This is a genomic window from Flavobacteriales bacterium (genome assembly GCA_016713875.1).
GTDB lineage: Bacteria > Bacteroidota > Bacteroidia > Flavobacteriales_F > PHOS-HE28 > PHOS-HE28.
The window spans coordinates 143,523-157,795 of sequence record JADJOI010000003.1 but is presented as its reverse complement, the minus strand read 5'-3'; the positions used below and the strand labels follow the sequence as shown (position 1 = coordinate 157,795).

The following is a 14,273-nucleotide window of genomic DNA, read 5'->3' as shown; positions in this document are numbered from 1 at the left end:
ACTTGGAAAGCAGACCCCTCAGGGCAGTTGCTCCTGCCGCGTGGCCGTGGGCACCGTGCCGCCGATGTTCACCAGGATGGGGTCGCGGTCGTTGACGCCGCCGGCGTACTTCACCACCCCGTTCATGTTCACATCTTCCGACCGGTACTCTCCGTTCAGTGTGGCCGTGGGCACCGTGCCGCCGATCGCCGTCAGCACCGGGTCCCGGTCGTTGGTGGAGCCTGGATACTTCAGCCGTTCGTCGCGCAAGGCATTGCCGGCCCACAACAACTGGACGGTGCCCAGCGACTTCCGAGCGTCGGTGCCCCAGGTGGGCGTGGCCGCCGCAGTGAGGTCGAGCACGGTGACGGCTGCACCCAGTGTCAGGGCCGTGGCCGTCATCACGCCCAAGTGATTCCGGTGGCGCACTGCGATATGGTACGTGCCTGGTGAGAGGTCGAAGGTCACTGGGGACGACCCGTCGACGCCCACGATGTCGCCATCGCGCTGCACCAGGGCCGTTCGGCTCCGGAGCACCGTGGAAGGCATTGTGGCGTCGCGCAGCTCCAGCAGCACCCAGTCCACGATGGCGTTCGCCCCGGTGACGGCGAGCACAGGTGCGGTGGTCGTGGCCGTGGTGTTGCCGACCAGGGGGATGCCTGCGGCCGTGTACGGCTCGGCGAGAGGGAGCAGGCCTTGCGTACGCAGGTCGTCGCGCATCTGGCCGGAGGCTTCCACATAGGCGCCTTCGAGCAGGACCTTCGCGTCCAGGACGATCGATGGGCTGTAGGAGGCGCAGTTGGTCATGACGTGCTGCACGCTGTTGTTCGCATTGATCCGCCCTCCGGTGACCGTCTGGCCCGGCAGGTTGCCCACCTGCTCCACCCCCGCGAAGAGGGCGGTGCGGATCGCATCGGCGGCATCCTGCGGATCGGTGCGCGCAAGCTGCGCGATCCCGTTGCACGGTGCGCTGTACATCAGCGCGATGACGCCGGCTGTGAGCGGTGTGGCGAAGCTCGTACCGCTGGTGGTGGTGTATCCGTTGCTGGACGAGGTGGTGCGGACGCTGGAGCCGGGGGCGCCCACGTCGATGGTGGTGAGGCCATAGCCGCTGAAGGTGCGCTGGTCGTTGGCATCCGTGGCCGTGACGCTGATCATGTACGGGCTGCTGCACGCCGTGGGCATGTCACCCACCACGTCCACGTTCACGTTGTTGTTGGCCGTGGCGCCGCAGTTCAGGATCCCCGCCTGGCCCATCGTGTCGTAGAAGCCGCACCAGAGCGGATAGTTGTCCGGGTCCGCGTTGTCGATGCCCCAGCTGCTGCTGGTGGCCACCACGAAGGCCCCCTCCGCGCCGTTCGTCTGGTTCCAGCGCTGGCGCAACACCAGCGGATAGGTGTAACTGGCGATGACGTTGGCCTCCGTGAGGCTGCCGATGCGCACCGGGATCATCTTCACCGCCCAGTTGGCGCCCACCACGCCGTTGGCGTTGTTGCCCCGCGCCCCCACCATGCCCGCGCAGCTGGTGCCGTGGCTGCCACTGAAGAGCGTGTTGTCATTGCCCGCGGAAGGGTTCCATCCGAACACATCGTCGATGTAGCCGTTCGCATCATCGTCCGCGCCGTTGCCATCGATCTCCGCCCGGTTCACCCAGGCATTGGCGTTCAGATCGCTGTGCGACCGGTCGAAGCCCTCCACCACGCAGACCACGATGGTGTCGCCCAAGGCCGTGTTGCCGCCGGTGGTGGTGTTCCAGGCCAGGTCGGTGTCGATGTCGTTGTCCTGCGGATCCACATGATGCCACTGCTGGCCGAACTGGGTGTCGTTCGGCGTGATGCGTTCGTGGACCACGTGATCGAACTGGGCCACTTCCACGGCGGCATGCCGCCGGATGCGTTCAAGGACGACGGCGCCGTTCACGGCGGGATCGTGCTGCAGCAGCCAGATCCGCGCCGGGGGGCTCACCTCCCACGATACGCTGAGCGCTGTGGGCCGTCCATCGATGAAGGCCAGGTCGCGCTCAAGGTCGCGCGGATCGGCTTCCGGGGCCAGACGCACAAGCACATGGCCGGGAACGTGTTCGGTCTCATCGCCGATGCGGACAGGCCTTTGCGCGAAGGCGCTCGCGGTCATGGCCATCAGGCCGGCTCCGATCCAAATTCTCATGTTGAACGTGTTGGTCGTTGTTGATTCAAGGAAGTTGCTCCAGCCGCGTGGCCGTGGGCACCGTGCCGCCGATGTTCACCAGGATGGGGTCGCGGTCATTGGCACCGCCGGCGTACTTCACCACCCCGTCCAGGTTCACATCTTCCGGCCTGTACTGCCCGCTCAGCGTGGTCGTGGGCACCGTGCCGCCGATCGCGGTCAGCACCGGGTCCCGGTCGTTGGCGGAACCGGCGTACTTCAACCGGTCATCGCGCAGGACGTTGCCCGCCCACAGCGCTCGCACGTTCCCAACGGTCTTCCGCGCGTCCGTGCCCCAGGTGGGCGTGGCCGCCGCGGTGAGGTCGAGCGCTGTGGTGCCGCCCCCCAGCGTCAGGGCCGTGGCCGTCATCACGCCCAAGTGGTTCCGGTGGCGCGCCGCGACATGGTAGGTGCCTGGTGGCAGGTCGAAGGACACGGGCGAGGTGCCGTCCACCGCCACGATGTCGCCATCGCGTTGCACCAGCGCCGTGCGGCTCCGCAGCACCGTGGTCGGCACCGCGGCATCGCGCAGCTCCAACAGCACCCAGTCCACGATGGCGTTCGCCCCGGTGACGGCGAGCACAGGTGCGGTGGTGGTGCCCGTGGTGTTGCCGACCAGGGGGATGCCCGCGGCCGTGTAGGGCTCGGCGAGAGGGAGCAGGCCTTGCGTGCGCAGGTCGTCGCGCATCTGGCCCGCGTTGGCATCGAAGGCCCCTTCCAGGTAGGCGCGCACCGCCAGGGCGAGGCCCGGCGCCGGGGTGATGGTGAAGCGCCACCCCCCCTGCGGGGCCGTGATGGGCCTCACCTGCACCTTGCCGCTCTGGGCCACCGCCCGGAGGTGGTAGTACACCGTGCCGCCACCGGGCTGTTCGGGGATCGTCGCTGCCCATTCATTTCCGCCGATGGGCGCCATGGCCAATGCCGTGTACCCTTGGGTGGTGTCCGTGGTCCAATACACCTGTGCCGAGGCGATGCCGCTCTGGTGCCGGATGTAGGCCTCCACCGGATAGCCGACGCCCGCGTTCGTCCGGTCGGCGAGCGGCTCGTGGCGGATCAACAGCGGCTTGGACACCCCGATCGCCTTCGTGATGCAGTGCAGCGCCCCGCTCTGGGCGATGATGTTGCCGCTCGCATCGTCACAGTCGATCGGAACGACCTTGTATCCCGGCAGCGCTTCGCGATAGATGCGCAGCGCGGTGGTGTCGTACTGCTCTCGGTAGGTGGGCACCAGGATGGTGCGGTTGATGAAGATGCTGTTGGTGTAGGTGCGGTAGCTGCTGCTCGGCGGGTAGGCGCCGCCGGTGCTCGGTGGCATGGGCACCCGGATGATGCGGTACGGCGTGCCGAACACGCTGGTGACGTTCTGCTGGATGGCCTGGATGTTGGCCTCGATCTGCGGCCCGTCGCTGACCCCGTTCGGGAACTGCCCGATCAACAGCGTCCGCTCGTCGAGCAGCTTCATGTGCATGTCGATGTGGTTGATGCCGTCGAAGGGCAGCTGCGTCATCCGCACGTAGCGCCCCGGCTGGATGCCCATCCAGGTGGTCATCAGCGCGTCCACCTGCGCGGGGGTCTTGTCCGTCTGGTTGTACGCCCCGGAAGGGCCGTTCTCCTCGATCACCAGGTCGCTGCTGAAGCCCGTGCCGAAGCCGTCGCTCATGAAGTTGCCCCCGGTGTGCACCAGGTCGTTCGGCGCGGTGGTGGTGCTGTACACGGCGATGTTCTTGAAGGCGCCGATGGCGTCGGGGGTGGCATCGTCCGCCGGCCGAGGCCGGTTGTAGATCCAGTCCAGCAGGAACAGCGAGTCCACCTCGTTCTGATAGATGCACTCCGGACCGTAGTCGCGCATCCAGATGCTGTTGTAGGGCGTGTTCAGGAAACTGATGTTGGTGAGGTCCGGCAGCGGAGCCCCGCCCGCGTTGTTCGCCAGCAGGTAGGTGGTGATGTTGGTCTGCGAGTTGGTGGTCCCGGGGTTGCCGCAGAGGATGAGCACCTGGCACTCGGCCTTGGCGTGCCGCACGATCTGCTTGAGGATGCTGGGAAAGGACACCCAGGCCACGCAGAGCGTCTGCACCTCCTCCCATTCGGCCATGGTGCGGGGCGCGAAGGGGGGCGGTGTGGCGGTGCCTCGCGCATCCTGGGCGCGGCTGTCGCGGTAAGCACGGATCAGCGGCACCTCCGAAGGATCGAGCGCGTGCGGCAGCCCCTGTTGCGCGAACGTGGCCAGGGGCATCAGAAGGGCGAAAGCACCGGCGAGGCCCGTGAGCAGGCGTGCCGGGACGGATGAGGGAACGCGACGTGACATGGCCCCGCAAGGTACAGGGACGGACCTCTCAACGCCCGGCCGCCCTGAACCTGCGGTGCAGACCGAGCACCTCGCGGACGTACCGGAAGGTCTGCGAACCCTTGCAGCGCCCTGCCGTGATGCCCGGACGCTGGTAATAGGCCGGAAAGGCCAGCAGCGTGATGGCGCGTTCCACGTGACCGGTCCACCGACGGCTGTCCAGGCCCAGCTCCTGAGCGAGGCGTTGCGCGTCGCGCACATGGCCCGGACCGGCGTTGTAGGCGGCCAGTACGAAGTGCAGGCGTTCGTCCGCCTCCGGGATGGAGCGCCGCCACAGGCTGTCCAGCATGGCCAGGTAGATGGCCGCAGCGTGCACCTGCCCTTCCACCAACTGCATGCTGTCCACGCCCAGGCGTTCGGCCGTGGCGGGCATCATCTGCATGAGGCCCTGCGCACCTTTCACACTGAGCGCGGCCGTGTCGAAGCGCGATTCCTTGAACGCGATGGCGGCGAGCAGTTCCCAGTCCCAGTGCATCAGGTCCGCCTTCTCCTGGAAAAGCGCATCGAACGGCGACAAGGAGTCACCGGTCAGTGGCCTACCGCGCGTGGCGCCCAAGGGACCACGCCTTGGCAACCGGTCGCCGTAGGCCGCGATGATGAGGGCGCGCGCCTCCTGCTCGGCGGGCATCGACAGCCAGCCGTCCAGTGCGTCGCGCAGCCGCACCGCGTTGCGTCGCACCGCGAACACCAGGTCCACCGGTGGGTCGTCCACCGGCTCGAAGGCCAGCTGCGGCAGGTCCTCGGCGTGATGGCGTGCCTCCAGGTCGCTCACCAGCGCGGCGGCCAGCTCCCCCACCGCCACCGCCTCGATCAAGGCGGTGCCTGTGCGCACATCGGCCCGCCGCAGTGGGGACGCCGCACTGTCCGTCGCCCATGCTCCGAAGGCGTTCACGTGCACCGTGTCCGCATCGCCGGGCCCCACCTCCGCAGCCCGGTCGGGGCGCAGCTGCACACGCACCGGCGCGGCATGCCACCACGGCATCGTGGAGGACACCGCATCACCGAATCGTCCGCGATGGACCAGTGCGGCCACCACATCACCGGCCCCACGCTGCAGCAGGGGCAGCAGGCTGTCGGGCGCCACGGCCAGGACCTTCAGCGGGAGCTTCCGCTGGCGGGCGAACCGTTCCAGCAGTTCGAGCTCCGCCCCACGTTCACCTCCGGGGAAGCGTTCGTATGTTAGCGGATGTTCCACCACCAGCACACGCAGGGTATCCGCTGCGATCATCGCCAGGTCGCGGTCCACCACCGGTTCGGACCAGGGGTGTTGGACGCTGCGCGGAACGACGACCTCCGTGCGGAACCAGAGCACCAGGCCGATGAGACCGATCACGAGCAGGCCGACGAGGGCGATCCGTTGTGCGCGGGTCATCGCAGGGAGCGTGTGTCGCGTTCGATGTCCGTGAGGAAGCCGATGAACTCCGCGCGATAGGCGTCGTAGTGCTGCCAGAGCACCTCCTCGGCGCCCACCATGGCGTGGCCCTCGGGCGCCCTGCGCGCCATGCCGCGCAAGGCGCCGGCCAAGCCCTCGCGGTGCGCATAGGCCCCCAGCCAGTCCTCGGCCATCAGGTGGGGCAGCATGCGCGCCGGCCGACCCTCCATCCAGGTGGCGTGGGCCTTCAGCACGGTGTACATGCGGGCGGTGAACTGATCCAGCGGTTCGGGGTGCAGGGTGTTCCAGTGGGCCGCGAGCAGATGGTCGTAGAACAGGTCCATCACCACCGGGGCGTAGCGGCCGGCGTGGGCCCGGGCCCGTTCACGGCCCGCACGGGCCAGCGGGTGCTGGTCGGTGTAGTGGTCGATGGCGCGGTGCAGCCGGATGCCGCGTTGCAGGTCGGCGGGGAAGCGGCTGAGGTCGCCGCCCTTGATGGCGTCGGCCATGAAGTTGCCCGTGATCACCAGCGGATCGTTCCCGCTCAGGTACAGGTGGCCCAGGAAGTTCATGAGGGGCCCGAAGGTACCGCCCTTCCAACCCGACCGTCCGCCGCTCATGGAATGCTCCCGTCCATCGCGAAGCCTCCCGGTACCTTCGTGGTCCATCCATGTCACCTCAACGGCGCTATCTGCTCTATTGGGCCACCCAGCTTGGGGCGTGGGGCGGCTATGTGGGGCTGTACGCGCTGTGGACGTACGTGGGCGGAACGTTCGATCCGGAGCTCAACCTGATCCTGGTGCTGGTGTTCGCCCTGGGGATCGCCACCAGCCACGCCCTGCGCGAGGTGATGGTCCGCAACCACTGGCTGGAACGCCCCCTGGGCCTCCTGATCCCGCGGCTGGCCCTCACCGGCTTGCTGCTGGGCCTCACCGCCACGGTGATGGAGGGCGTCCTGGTGGAGCTGCTGTTGCCGCAGTATGACTCGCTCTTCAGCAGCGATGCCGCCCGCTTCTTCGAACAGCTCATCAACTGGGTGGTGCTGCTGGTGGTGTGGTCCCTGGCCTACCTCGCCTACCACTATTTCGCGCGCAACCGCCTGGAGGAGATCCGCAACCTGCGCCTGCAGACGGCCGACCGCGAGAATCAACTGAACAACCTGCGGAGCCAGCTGAACCCGCACTTCATGTTCAACGCCCTGAACGGCATCCGCGCGCTGATCGACGAGGACCCCGCGCAGGCCAAGCGGGCCATCACCCAGCTGAGCGCCATCCTGCGCAACGCGATGAACACCGTGAAGCGCACCACCGTCCCTCTTGGTGAGGAGGTGGACATCGTGAAGGCCTACCTCGCGCTGGAGGCCATGCGCTTCGAGGAGCGCCTCCGTGTTCAGATCGACGTACCCCAGGGGCTGGAACGCGAACCCGTGCCGCCCATGCTGCTGCAGACCCTGGTGGAGAACGCCGTGCGCCATGGCGTCGCCAAGCTGACCCAGGGCGGCGACATCCACATCGCGGCGCGCCATGCGGAAGACGGCCTTCACCTCACCGTGCGCAACACCGGCCACTATGAACCCGGCCGCATCAACGGCAGCGGCATCGGCCTGCGCAACACCCAGCGCCGCCTCGATCTCATCTACGGCCGAAAGGCCAACCTGCACATCAGCAACGCCGACGGCATGGTGGTCACCGATGTGCTGATCCCCCGTGTGGAGGCCAAGGTGGCGGAGGAGGAGAGCTGAACGTGGAAAGCTGAAAGAGGAAAGAGGAAAATGGAACTCACCCATGCGATCGGGCCGCAGGCTGGAAGCCGGAAGCAAGAGGCCGGAAGCCAGAGGCTGGAAGCTGTTGGCCTGCGGCTGAAAGCTGGAAGCCCGCGGCCTGGATCCCGACCCCGCTCGAACGTCCCGAGGACGAACACCCAACGACCATGAAGACGCTGATCATCGATGACGAACGCCTGGCCCGCAAGGAGCTGATCTCGCTGCTGGAGAAGCACGAGGACGTGGAGGTCGTGGGCGAGGCGGCCAACGCCGACGAGGCCGAGGCCCTGATCGCCGAGAAGCACCCCGACCTCATCTTCCTGGACATCAACATGCCGGGGCGCGACGGCTTCGAGCTGCTGAGCGCGCTGGACCGGCCGCCGCACGTGATCTTCGTCACGGCCTACGACGAGCACGCCATCCGCGCCTTCCAGGTGAACGCGCTGGACTACGTGCTGAAGCCCATCGATCCCGAACGCCTGGACGCCGCGCTGGCCAAGGTGCCCCAGCCCACGGGCGAGGACGTGCCGCAGCGCGACATCCTGCGCGAGAACGACCAGATCTTCCTGAAGGACGGGGAGAAGTGCTGGTTCGTGACGCTGAAGGACGTACGCGTCTTCGAGAGCGAGGGCAACTACGTGCGGGTGCGCTTCGCCGACCAGAAGCCGCTGGTGCTGCGCAGCCTCAACAAGCTGGAGGAGAAGCTCGACCCGATCACCTTCTTCCGCGCCAGCCGCAAGCACATCATCAACCTGCGGTGGGTCGACAAGATCGAACCATGGTTCAACGGCGGGCTGATGGTGAAGCTGAAGCCCGCGGACAAGAGCGGCACGGCCGGTGAGAGCGTCGAGGTGAGCCGCCGGCAGGCCACGCGCTTCAAGGAACTGCTGAGCCTCTGATCGCGAACAAGGCGGGCGCCGCCGCTGTTCCTGGGGCACATGTCCCCCGCTCCCCTCCTTGTGGTCGGCGCATCGAGCGGCATCGGCCAGGCCACCGCACGGCGCCTGCTCGCCCAGGGCCACCCCGTGATCACCTGCGGCCGGCGCGGCACCGGCCTCGACGCACCGCACATCCCGCACGACGTCACCTCCGGGCCCTTCCCTACCGACCGTCCGCCCACCGAGCTCTCCGGCCTGGTGTATGCCCCCGGCAGCATCGACCTCAAGCCGCTGCGCTCCACCAAGGCCGAAGACCTCCGCAGCGCCTTTGAGCTCAATGTCGTGGGCGCGTTCACGACCATCCAGGCCTGTGCCGACCGGCTGAAAAAGGCCCCGGGCAGCGGCATCGTGCTCTTCAGCACCGTGGCCGTGAAGCGAGGAATGGCCTTCCATGCGGGTGTGGCAGCGGCCAAGGGCGCCGTGGAAGGCCTGGCCAAGTCGCTCGCCGCCGAGCTCGCGCCGCACGTGCGCGTCAACTGCATCGCACCGAGCCTCACACGCACTCCCCTCGCCGAGAAGTTGCTGAGCTCCCCCGAGCGCGAGGCCGCCAGTGCGGACCGCCATCCGCTCAAGCGCGTGGGCGAGGCCGACGAGCTCGCGGCGATGGCCGTCTTCCTGCTGGGCCACGACGCCCGTTGGATCACCGGGCAGGTGATCGGCGTGGATGGCGGGCTCAGTGCCATCTGACGCATGCGGAACGAGGACGCCCCGCCGCACATCGGCAGGGCGATGGCTCAACCATCCAGCCGCACCGCCCGAAGGCGCAGGCTGTTCGCCACCACGCTCACACTGCTGAGCGCCATCGCGGCCCCGGCGATCATCGGGTCCAGGTGGAACCCGTTGACCGGGATGAGCACGCCCGCCGCGATCGGGATGCCGATGAGGTTGTAGATGAAGGCCCAGAAGAGGTTCTGGCGGATGAGCGACACGGTACGGCGTGAGAGCTGGATGGCGCGCGGGATGGCGAGCAGGTCGGTGCTGATAAGGGTCATGCGCGCCACGTCCATGGCGATGTCGCTGCCCCTGCCCATGGCGATGCTCACATCGGCCTTGGCGAGCGCCTCGCTGTCGTTGATGCCGTCGCCCACCATGGCCACCACGTGGCCCTGCTGCTGCAAGCCGGCCACGAAGGCGCCCTTGTCCCTGGGCAGCACCTCGCTGCGGAAGTCGGCGATGCCCACCGCCTTCGCTACAGCCTGCGCGGTGCGTCGCGCATCGCCGGTCTGCATGTACACCTTGATGCCGGCCTTCTGCAGCCGGGCGATGGCCTCCGCCGCCGAAGGCTTGATCCGGTCGGTGATGGCGAGGGCCGCACGCACTTGCGTGCCGTCGGCCAGCCACACCAGGGTGTATGCCGAATCCTGCCAGCGCTTCTCCTGCTCACGCCATTCGCCGGTGATGGCGATGCCGTGCTCCTCCAGCAGGCGGCGGTTGCCCACCAGCCAGGTGGCGCCTGCCACGGTGGCTTTCACGCCTTTGCCAGCGAGGTCCTCGACGCTCGAGACGCGGGGTGTGGACAGCGAGGTGTGCAGTGGGTGGAGGTGCCGCACGACCGCTTCCGCAAGCGGATGCGTGGAGCGTGTCTCGATCGCGAACAGGGCCGTCATGGCCTCGGCATCCTCCAGGCCCACGGCCTCCACCACCTCCGGCCTGCCTTCGGTGATGGTGCCGGTCTTGTCCAGCACCATCGCGGTGATGGCGCGCGCACGCTCGAGGCTTTCGGCGTCCTTGATGAGGATGCCGTTCTCGGCACCCTTGCCCATGCCGGCCATGATGGCCGTGGGCGTGGCGAGGCCCAGCGCACAGGGGCAGGCGATCACCAGCACGGTGACGAGCGCCAGCAGCCCTTGGGTGAACGCGTGCTCGCCGCCGAACACCCACCACAGCACGGCGCTGAGGATCGCGATGCCGATCACGATGGGCACGAACACCGCCGCCACCTTGTCCACCAGCTGCTGCACGGGCGCCTTGCTGCCCTGGGCCTGCTGCACGGCCCGCACGATGTTCGCCAGCAGCGTGGCCGTGCCGACCTTCTCGGCCCGCATGCGCAGGCTCCCCTTCTGGTTGATGGTGCCGGCCAGCAGCTTCGCGCCGGGCGTCTTCGCCACGGGCACGGGCTCGCCGCTCAGCATGCTCTCGTCCACATGGCTCTCGCCGCTCAGCACCTCGCCGTCCACGCCGATGCGCTCGCCCGGCCGCAGCACCAGGATGTCGTCCACGTTCACCTCGGCGATGGGCACCTCGCGGGTGGAACCGTCGGCCGCTTCGCGCAGCACGATGTTCGGACGAAGGCCCATGAGCTTCTTGATCGCGCGACCGGTGCCGGCCTTGGCGCGCTCCTCCAGGAACCTGCCCAGCAGGATGAAGGTGATGACCACCGCGGCAGCCTCGAAGTACACATGGGGCGTCAGTCCCCGAGCGGTCCAGAACGCCGGAACGAGGGTGGCGAACACGCTGAACCCGTACGACACACCGGTGCTGAGGGCCACCAGGGTGTCCATGTTGGCGCTGCGGTGCTTCGCCTGCCTCCAGGCGTTGGTGAAGAACGAGCGCCCGAACACGAGCACCACCGGCGTGGCCAGGGCCCACTGCACCCACGGGCTCCACGGAGCGTGCATGAAGGCCATGCCCACCACCACGAGCGGCGCGGTGAACCCCAGGGCCGCCCTTAAACGCCGTCGCAACGCGTCGTGCTCGCGCTGCTGCATGCGTTCGGCCGCCTCCAGCGCCTCGCTCTCGTCCGTCACTAAAAGGTCGTAGCCGGCACGCTGCACGGCTGCACGTAATCCCTGGGCATTCACCACATCGCCCTGCCAAGCCACCTGCGCGGTGTGCGTCGCCAGGTTCACGTTCACGTCAGTGACGCCCGCTTCGGCCCGTAGCGCCTTCTCCACGCTCAACACGCAGCTCGCACAGGTCATGCCCGTCACCGGATAGGTGCGCAGGGTGCGTTCCATGTGACAAAGGTGGAGGACAGGAAAGGGGAAAGCAGTACGCTGAAAGGTGAAAAATGAAAGATGAATGATCAAAGCTGAAAGCCTGCGGCTGGAGGCTGGAGGCCGGAAGCTGGAAGCCGAACGGAGGAAGGAAGACCATGCCTGATCGATCCGGCCGGGATGGGTACTTTCGATGTACACCAACACCCGATGACCATGGACACGCGTACGTTGCTGGCCGCCCTGGTGGGCGGTGTCGTCGCCTTCCTGCTGGGCTGGCTGATCTTCGGCATGCTGCTGATGGGCTGGATGGAGGCCCACATGCTGAGCTACCCCGGGCTGATGAAGACCGAGGAGGAAATGAACCTGGCGCTCATGTTCCTGAGCAACCTGTGCCTGGCGCTGCTGCTGGCCTGGTCCTTCGGGCGCATGGGCGTCAACAGCCTCACCGAAGGCTGGTGGCCGGTGCCGTCGTCGGCTTCCTGTTCTACCTGAGCGTCGACCTCTCCTTCATGGCCATGATGAACCTGTTCGACGGGCCCATGGCCGTGGTGGTGGACGTGGCCGCCAACACGGTGTGGACCGCCGGTGTGGGCGGGGCCGTCGGCTTCATGCTCGGTCGGGGCGCGGCCAAGGCGGACTAGGCCCGGCCGCTCCGGGTCATGGGCTCCGGCACCCGCCACGGTGCCGATCGGCACCGCCATGCTTGACCGCCCTCTACCTTCACCCCCACATCCCGATCCGCATGCGTGCACCGTTCCTCCTCGTCGTCCTCGTCACCTTCCTGAACACCCACGCCCAACAGTTCGACCTGAACTGGGCCACACCCGCCCCGCAGGGCATCGTGCGCGTGAAGTTCGCCGCCAACGGCGAGGTCTTCGCCCTGGGCACCGGCGGTAACAACGTGGTGCTGCAGCGCTATAGCACCACCGGCAACGTCCTTTGGACCAAGACCTTCAGCGCGCCATCGCTTTACGCGATCGACATGGACGTGGACGCCAGCGACAACGTGTTCATTTATGTGGGCCTCAGCACCGGGCAGCTCGACCTGGACCCCGGCCCCTTCACCACGCTGGTGGACCCCGGCAAGGTGTACGCCAAGTACACCAGCAGCGGCCAGTTCCTCTGGGGCTTCAGCGTGGAGAACACCACCGACCTCAGCGAGGACTATGGTGGCATCAGCTGCGACGATGCCGGCAACCTCTTCATCGCGGGCGACCTGGGCCAGGGCACCTACGACATGGACCCCGGCCCCGGTGTGTTCGACCTGGTGGTGCCCTCTTCCTGCATCGGCACCTTCGTGGCCCGCTACCGCGCCGATGGCAGCCTGCACTGGGCCGAGGTGAGCGCCTGGCCCAGCAGCTTCAGCAGCAGCCGCGACATCGCGGCGCTGCGCGACGGTTCCGGCTTCTACTTCACCCGGTCGCTGGACAACGGCGGACCACTGAGCGGCCAGATCGACGTGGACCCGGGCCCCGGCATCTTCAACGTGTACAACGACTCGCAGCACCTGCTGCGCTACGACAGCAGCTTCGCCTTCATCGCCCATGCCTACATCGGCTACGGCGACCAACGCCTGGCGGTGGACGAGGCCGACAACGCCTACCTGATGGCGCGCGCCAGCGCCGGAGCCGGCTTCTGGGCCTTGAAGTTCGACCGCAGCGGGCAGACCTTGAACCAGATCTACCAGACCGCGCTGATCAGCACGGGCAACCTGCGACTGGGCGACTATGTGGCCGATGAGCAGGGCGGCGCCATCGGCAGCTACAGCAACAACTGCACGGCCAGCTATTACCGCTTCTTCAAGATGAACGTGAGCGGCCTGGTGGACTTCAGCCTCCAACTCTACAGCGGTACGGACTGCACCTACCCCATCGCCAAGGGCTTCGACCTGCGCGGCGGCACCTTCGCCGTAGGCTCGTTGAACCAGAACTACGCCGTCGACTTCGACCCCGGCCCCGGCGTGCTGAGCCTGCCCTCCGGCAACGACGATGGCGTGGTGGCGCTCTACGGCTGGTGCGGCGGCGCCCCCTACGATCCGTTCGGCATCGACGTGCTCACCAGCAGTTGGTGCGTGGGTGACACCGTGTCCCTGGCCGTCGACGCCTTCGGGGACGCTTCCACCTACACGTGGGACCCTGGCACCTGGAACATCGCCGCCGGCCAGGGCACCGGCACCGTGCAACTACTGGCCGTCGACGCCGGGCCCAGCACCATCGGCGTGGCCGCCACCAATGCCTGCGGCAGCAGTGCTCCCGTCACCCTTCCGCTCACGGCCGGCAGTGCCACCGCCGACCTGCCGCCCAGCGAGACCGTGTGCGACAGCCTCACCACCATCCTCGATCCCGGCCCCTGCCCCGGCTGCACCTACGTGTGGCAGCCCGGCAACGCCAGCACCCCCACCCTGCCCATCAGCATCACGCAGACCACCACCTTCAGCGTCACGGCCACGCAGGGCACCTGCGCGGTCTCGGACAGCACCACGATCACCATCGAGATCTGCACCGGCCTCGCGGATGCGCATGCCTCGGCCGTTCGCCTGGGCCCCGTGCCCGCCCTTGCCGGCCAGGAGCTCGTCCTCACCGGGGTGACGGCCGGCCGCCTGCTGCGCCTCACCACCGTGGAGGGCCGCCTCACCAGCACACCCTTCAGCACCACCGGTGATCGCGTCGTGCTGCCCACCGCAGGGCTCGCCCCCGGCACCTACCTGCTGCACGGCGCGGCGGACCAGGCGTTGAGGGTGGTGCTGCAGTAGGAC

General features: G+C 67.8%; 11 protein-coding genes. 6 read left to right on the top strand and 5 right to left on the bottom strand.

The window, feature by feature from the left end:
- Nucleotides 1–18: 18 nt before the first annotated feature.
- Genes IPJ87_02130 through IPJ87_02115 form a run of 4 tightly spaced genes read right to left on the bottom strand, consistent with a single transcriptional unit; the run spans nt 19 to nt 6,451 of the window.
- Nucleotides 19–2,145, bottom strand: a complete 2,127-nt coding sequence (locus IPJ87_02130) for a S8 family serine peptidase (GenBank protein MBK7940671.1) — start codon at nt 2,143–2,145, stop codon at nt 19–21.
- 25 nt (nt 2,146–2,170) lie between these two features.
- Nucleotides 2,171–4,468, bottom strand: coding sequence for an agmatine deiminase family protein (locus tag IPJ87_02125; GenBank protein ID MBK7940670.1), 2,298 nt, complete (start codon nt 4,466–4,468; stop codon nt 2,171–2,173).
- Between the two features lie 28 nt (nt 4,469–4,496).
- Nucleotides 4,497–5,879, bottom strand: a complete 1,383-nt coding sequence (locus IPJ87_02120; GenBank protein MBK7940669.1) for a transglycosylase SLT domain-containing protein — start codon at nt 5,877–5,879, stop codon at nt 4,497–4,499.
- A complete protein-coding gene (locus IPJ87_02115) occupies nt 5,876–6,451 on the bottom strand; it encodes a DUF479 domain-containing protein (GenBank protein ID MBK7940668.1) in 576 nt (191 codons plus the stop codon). Before IPJ87_02115 ends, IPJ87_02120 begins: the two co-directional genes overlap by 4 nt.
- Nucleotides 6,452–6,549: 98 nt before the next feature.
- Between IPJ87_02115 and IPJ87_02110 the strand changes: the two genes are divergently transcribed.
- The 3 genes from IPJ87_02110 to IPJ87_02100 all read left to right on the top strand — a co-directional run bounded on the left by IPJ87_02110 (nt 6,550) and on the right by IPJ87_02100 (nt 9,266).
- Entirely contained in the window at nt 6,550–7,620 is a 1,071-nt protein-coding gene (locus tag IPJ87_02110; protein ID MBK7940667.1) for a histidine kinase, read from the top strand.
- Nucleotides 7,621–7,808: 188 nt separating this feature from the next.
- On the top strand, nt 7,809–8,540 hold the full coding sequence (locus tag IPJ87_02105; GenBank protein ID MBK7940666.1) for a response regulator transcription factor: 732 nt from the start codon (nt 7,809–7,811) through the stop codon (nt 8,538–8,540).
- Between the two features lie 39 nt (nt 8,541–8,579).
- Nucleotides 8,580–9,266: an SDR family oxidoreductase gene (locus IPJ87_02100; protein ID MBK7940665.1), complete on the top strand. Its 687-nt coding sequence runs from the start codon at nt 8,580–8,582 to the stop codon at nt 9,264–9,266.
- A gap of 47 nt (nt 9,267–9,313) precedes the next feature.
- Here IPJ87_02100 and IPJ87_02095 read toward each other — a convergent pair whose 3' ends face one another.
- On the bottom strand, nt 9,314–11,536 hold the full coding sequence (locus tag IPJ87_02095; protein ID MBK7940664.1) for a copper-translocating P-type ATPase: 2,223 nt from the start codon (nt 11,534–11,536) through the stop codon (nt 9,314–9,316).
- Between the two features lie 195 nt (nt 11,537–11,731).
- Between IPJ87_02095 and IPJ87_02090 the strand changes: the two genes are divergently transcribed.
- From IPJ87_02090 to IPJ87_02080, 3 genes are all read left to right on the top strand, one after another.
- Entirely contained in the window at nt 11,732–12,010 is a 279-nt protein-coding gene (locus tag IPJ87_02090; GenBank protein ID MBK7940663.1) for a hypothetical protein, read from the top strand.
- Nucleotides 11,974–12,159: a hypothetical protein gene (locus tag IPJ87_02085; GenBank protein ID MBK7940662.1), complete on the top strand. Its 186-nt coding sequence runs from the start codon at nt 11,974–11,976 to the stop codon at nt 12,157–12,159. Before IPJ87_02090 ends, IPJ87_02085 begins: the two co-directional genes overlap by 37 nt.
- A gap of 101 nt (nt 12,160–12,260) precedes the next feature.
- A complete protein-coding gene (locus tag IPJ87_02080; protein MBK7940661.1) occupies nt 12,261–14,270 on the top strand; it encodes a hypothetical protein in 2,010 nt (669 codons plus the stop codon).
- Nucleotides 14,271–14,273 lie beyond the last annotated feature (3 nt).